At 45.2% G+C, this 5,414-nt stretch carries 5 protein-coding genes; all 5 read right to left on the bottom strand.

The genetic code is table 11. From position 1 onward, the window contains the following. Positions 1-140 precede the first annotated feature (140 nt). Positions 141-1,031: an NAD(P)H-dependent glycerol-3-phosphate dehydrogenase gene (locus Q0546_RS09575; protein ID WP_298792537.1), complete on the bottom strand. Its 891-nt coding sequence runs from the start codon at positions 1,029-1,031 to the stop codon at positions 141-143. A 133-nt stretch (positions 1,032-1,164) separates the two neighbouring features. After that, positions 1,165-2,586 carry an Asp-tRNA(Asn)/Glu-tRNA(Gln) amidotransferase subunit GatB gene (gene gatB / locus Q0546_RS09580; RefSeq protein WP_002953297.1) on the bottom strand — a complete coding sequence of 474 codons (1,422 nt, stop codon included), beginning with the start codon at positions 2,584-2,586 and terminating at the stop codon, positions 1,165-1,167. A gap of 126 nt (positions 2,587-2,712) precedes the next feature. Next, on the bottom strand, positions 2,713-3,420 hold the full coding sequence (locus Q0546_RS09585) for a F0F1 ATP synthase subunit A (protein ID WP_002953298.1): 708 nt from the start codon (positions 3,418-3,420) through the stop codon (positions 2,713-2,715). Positions 3,421-3,567: 147 nt separating this feature from the next. Next, positions 3,568-4,335 (bottom strand): TSUP family transporter, encoded by a 768-nt coding sequence (locus tag Q0546_RS09590; protein WP_298792540.1) that lies wholly within the window; start codon positions 4,333-4,335, stop codon positions 3,568-3,570. A 448-nt stretch (positions 4,336-4,783) separates the two neighbouring features. Then, on the bottom strand, positions 4,784-5,329 hold the full coding sequence (locus Q0546_RS09595) for a superoxide dismutase family protein (protein ID WP_297943349.1): 546 nt from the start codon (positions 5,327-5,329) through the stop codon (positions 4,784-4,786). Between the last annotated feature and the right edge of the window lie 85 nt (positions 5,330-5,414).

Below are 5,414 nucleotides of genomic sequence, written 5' to 3' on the forward strand. Positions count from 1 at the left end.
TCTAGTCAAATTTAACGTTTTCAAATTTTACGGCACACAAAAATATGAAAAATTAGTTCAGAAATAGACAAATAACAGCCTCGCAAGCCAAATTTACATCCACAGCAATACGCCGTAAAATACTCAGTTTTAGTCAAATTTTATTTCTTGCTCAGCAAATCTCTCAGGCTTTCCTGCACGTCTTTACCGCGCAGCATCGCCGCGACCTCGTTTACTATCGGCGTATAGATGCCCTTACCGGCGGCGATCTTTTCTATCGCGTACGAGGTATCCACGCCCTCTGCGACCTCGCCTAGATCGTTTAGGATTTTGTTAAGGCTCTCATTTTTAGCAAGCCCCAGACCCACGCGGTAGTTGCGCGATAGTACGGACGAAGCCGTGAGAAATAGATCACCCGCTCCGCTAAGCCCCAAAAAGGTCTGCTGCTGTGCGCCGAAATACTCGCCAAACCTCGCCATCTCGACAAGTCCGCGCGAGATGAGGCTGGCGCGAGCGCTGTTACCAAGCCCGAGTCCGTCGCAAATACCGCCCGCGATAGCGATGACGTTTTTGTATGCGCCTGCGATCTCAGCTCCGATAACGTCGCTGCTGGCGTAGGCTTTGATATTTTGCGGGAAAAGCGCTGAAATCTCGCGGGCAAGGGCTTCGTTTTTGGAGTTTATCACGAGCGCGCACGGAAGATTGTTTTGTATCTCTTTGGCAAAGCTTGGACCCGATAAAAAGGCCAAATTTGCCGCGCTAACGTGCTGTTCGTAAATCTCATCTAAAAATCGTAAACTCGAAGTCTCAATACCTTTTGAGGCGACCAAAATTTTCTGTCCAAAGTTTTTAAAATGCTCTTTTAGCCAACCGCTAACGGACTGAGAAGGTATGGCAACGACGAGCAAATCGCGCTTTAGCGCCTCGTCTAGACTCACAAAATGCGAACCCTCAAGCTGCCTGCGCGAGGTGATAACGCAGTCGTTTCTTTGCGAAAGCGCATGAAAAAGCGCGCTACCCCACTTCCCCGCTCCGATGATGGCTATTTCCATTTTTTCTCTTTTTCGTGATTTACGTTTATTTTAGCTAAATTGACAGACCCACTCGCAAGTCCAAACCTTACTTTTGCAAAAATTAAACGGATTAAAATTTGACCACGCCGCCAAATAACAGCGCAAGTAAAATTTAACCTAATTTTTCTTTTAAAAGCTCATTTACTTTTGCGGGATTAAACGCACCCTTGCCCTCTTTCATCGTCTGACCGACGAAAAATCCAAAAAGCTTATCCTTGCCGCTTTTATACTCGGCGACCTTATCGGCGTTCGCGCTTAAAATTTGATCTATTATTGCTACGATAGCCGAGTCGTCGCTGACTTGTTTTAATCCCAATTTTTCGATGACGGCGTCTACGCTACCCTCGTTTTCCATAAGATAGTCAAGCACCTCTTTTGCCGCCTTAGCGCTTATCGTACCGTCTTCTATGCGGCGTAAAAGCTCTATCATTTTAGTTGAATTTACTGGCGATGTCTCGATCGTAGCACCGTTTTTTAGACGACCCAAAAGCTCGACGATGAGCCATGTTACGGCAAGCTTCGGCGATATTTTAGCCTCCACGAGCTCTTCGAAATACTTCGCCGTCTCCACGCTGCTAGTTAAAATCAGCGCGTCGTCCTCTTTGACGCCAAGCTCGCGTCCGTATCTAGCAACCTTTTGTTCGGCAAGCTCGGGGATCTTGATTGCTTCGTTATACATCTCCTCCGGGATCTCGACGGGCAACAGATCAGGATCGGGGAAATATCTATATTCGGCGCTATCTTCCTTGCCTCGCATAGAGCGCGTGACTAAATTTACTGTATCAAAAAGGCGCGTTTCTTGATAAACTTCCTCGTCGTATTTGCCGTCTTCCCACGCCGCGCTTTGACGCTCGACCTCGTAGTCGATCGCTTTTTGGATAAATCTAAACGAGTTTAAATTTTTAATCTCGACGCGCGTGTAAAGCTTGCTGTCGCCCTTTGGACGGATGGAGACGTTAGCGTCGCAACGGAAGCTTCCCTCTTGCATATTGGCGTCGCTAATGTTTAAAAACCTCAAAATAGAGTGTAGTTTTTTTAGATACGCGACTGCCTCGTCGGAGCTGCGCAGATCAGGCTCGCTCACGATCTCAAGCAGCGGCGTGCCGGCGCGGTTTAGATCAACTAGGCTCTGTCCGCTCTCGTGGATATTTTTGCCCGCGTCCTCTTCAAGGTGCGCTCGAGTGATGCCGATGCGCTTTTTCTCGCCGTTTACGTCGATAAAAAGCTCGCCTTTTTCCACTATCGGTATCTCAAACTGCGAAATTTGATAAGCCTTTGGAAGGTCGGGATAAAAGTAGTTTTTACGGTTAAAAACAGAGCGTTTATTTATAGTCGCATTTACCGCTGCGCCAAAGCTTATCGCCTTTCTCACGGCTTCTTTGTTTAATACCGGCAAAGATCCAGGTAGCGCCAGGCAGGTTGGACAAACGTGCGTATTTGCCTCATCGCCGAAGCTCGTGGAGCAAGAGCAGAAAATTTTAGTTTTTGTATTAAGCTGGGTGTGAACCTCAAGCCCGATAACGACTTCAAACATAATTTGCCTTTTATTTAAAATTTAGGGCTTATTTTAGCAGGATTTTTATTTAAGTTAGATAAAAAGAAGGGGTTGCGCCCGCCGATTTTTAGCGTATTTTAGCTGGCGGACGCGTAAATTTAAATTTTAGTGCTCGTCGTGGCTGATCAAGATCGCGCCGGCAAGATACACGTAAGTAAGAATCATAAAGATAAATGTTTGCAAGCACGCCATAAACGTAAGTAAAACAAACGCCGGAAGCGCAGCGTATGACGCAAGAGCAAGTACGACCAAAAGGAATAAATCATCGCCCTTGATGTTACCGAAAAGTCGGAAAGAAAGCGATACGACGCGAGATAAATGTGAAACGATCTCGACGATAAACATTATCGGAGCTAGCCATTTATTAGGCCCCATGAAGTGAGCAAAATACTTAACCACGCCGTTTACGCGGATACCTTCGTAGTGGTAAAACACGAAAACTACGAGCGCTAGAGTAAGGGTCAAATTTAAGCTCGAGGTCGGAGCCTCAAATCCAGGTATTATGCCTATTATGTTACTTACAAATACGATCAAACCGATGGTGGCGACTAGCGGTAGGTATTTTCTAGATAGCGCTTCGCTGCCTAGCACGTCCTTGCCCATGGATACGACGCCTTCTAAATACGCTTCGAGGATGTTTTGCGTTCCGCGAGGTACGAGTTGCAAATTTTTAGTTGCAAATTTTGCCACGATAAGCACGATAATCGCGACTAAAACGAGATGTCCCGCGTAATTTACCGCGTGGATAACGTGCTCATTGTCGGTAAACAAAGAAGCGATCCAACCTGTAAACAAAAACAAATTTTCTTGCATGAATTAACCTTAGATTTATGAAATTTAACGGCAATTTTATCCAAATAAACGTTAAAAGTTTTTTAAGCTTACCTCAAATTTCGCCCAAATTTTAGCTTTTTTGTAAAATTTAATCCAAATTTCGTCACTGTTTTTTTAAAATCCCGCTTATGCGAAAAATCTATCGTAAACGAGCTTTAATATCGTCGCGCCCACGACGGCTAGAAACACAATTCTAACAAATTTAACGTCCTTTTTCATGACCATATTTGAACCGAAATAAGCGCCCAAAACCTGTCCCGCTCCCATCAAAAGCCCGACCGCCCAAAGTATCTGTCCGCCCGCGATAAAGACGGCAAGAGAGACGATGTTGCTGGTAAAATTTAGGATTTTCGTATGCGCGACGGCTTTTTTCATATTTAGCCCGATGAGCGCAACCATCGCAAACGTCCAAAAACTGCCCGCTCCAGGCCCGAAAAATCCGTCGTAAAAGCCTAAAATTAGGCCAAATATCACATAAAAGGCTCGCGCATTCATACGGGCGGCCCTATCCTCGTCGCCGACTTTTGGCATCAAAAGCGTATAGATGAAAATCGCTATCAAACAAAACGGGATAATAACGCGCAAAAACTCGGCGCTCAAAAACAATATAAGCACCGTACCGACGCACGCGCCGATAAAGGTAAAAACGATGCCGATAAAAACTTCGCGGAAATTTATCATGCCTTTTCGGGCGAAATTTAACGCCGCGGTGAAGCTACCGAAAGTACCTTGAAGCTTGTTCGTCGCTAGCGCCATGTGAGGCGGCACGCCCATCGCCATGATCGTGGGTAGCGCGATCAGTCCGCCCCCGCCCGCGATCGCATCTACAAAACCTGCCGCAAAGGCCGCCGCGAAAAATATCAAATACGCCGTAACGCCGAAATCAAAGTCCATTTTCGCCCCTTCAAAAAGCAAAATCATACTACGAAAATTTTAAAAAATTTATAAAAACTCGGCTTTTTGTTTTACTGCGGTTAAAATTTAATAAAACGGTGAGTAAATTTTGCCGAGCATGTTTAAATTTAGCAGTTTGGGTTGCGGTGCATTTTGTAAAATTTGCCGGCGCAGTCGGCGATTTTATTTTAAAATTTTAGAATAAATTTCGTAAATTTAGATACCGAAATTTGAGTCAAATTTGATAAGGGTAAATTTGACATCGTTTTTAAAATTTCATTTGTAAAACACGATGATAAAATTTATATTTAAAAAGTGTAGGTTTAAAAAGCAGGCTATCAAATTTAACGTCCAAAACGCCTTTAGAGCAAATTTAAATCACATCAAATTTGAGTAAAAAAAGAAAAATCCGCCGACTGCCGAGAGCGGCAAATCGGCAAATTTGGGATTATTTTATAACGCCGCAAACCATTCTAGCGCCGCCGCCGCCAAGAGGCTTTGGATGGTCGCTGTGGTTATCGCCGCCTACGTGAACCATCAGCGAGTGGCCCTTTAGCTCATCTAAGCTCTTGATTTTCGGGGCTAGCACCGGATAGACCGCATTGCCCTCGGCATCGACGAAAAGCGCAGGCAGATCGCCCTTGTGGCCACTATCATCCCAAGCAAACGAGTGCTTTTTGGTATCGCTTGGATCCCAGTGGCCGCCCGCTTTCATGCCTAGACCCTTCTCATTTGCGCCGCAGTCGGCGTTTTGATGCACATGAAAGCCGTGCGCGCCGCTAGCAAGACCTTTTAAATTCGGGAAAAACGCCACGCCGTAGTTCGTCTCGACCGCTACGACCTCGCCGACAGTTACGTTGCCCTTCTCGCCCAGCTGCTCCATAGTGATGACGAGGTGCTTGCCCGTCTTAGGGTCAAAATTTTGCATATCGCCGTGCTCGTGAGCGATCAAGGCGCTTGCGACTAAAATTGATGAAATTAGAAATTTCTTCATGAAAAATCCTTTAAAATGAAATGTGAGTGCAATTTTATCCAAAAATACTTAAAAAATAATTTTTCTTATTTAGATAAATTTCGCT

Origin of the sequence: uncultured Campylobacter sp., from assembly GCF_937997465.1 — a bacterium.
In the GTDB taxonomy this organism is placed as follows: domain Bacteria; phylum Campylobacterota; class Campylobacteria; order Campylobacterales; family Campylobacteraceae; genus Campylobacter_A.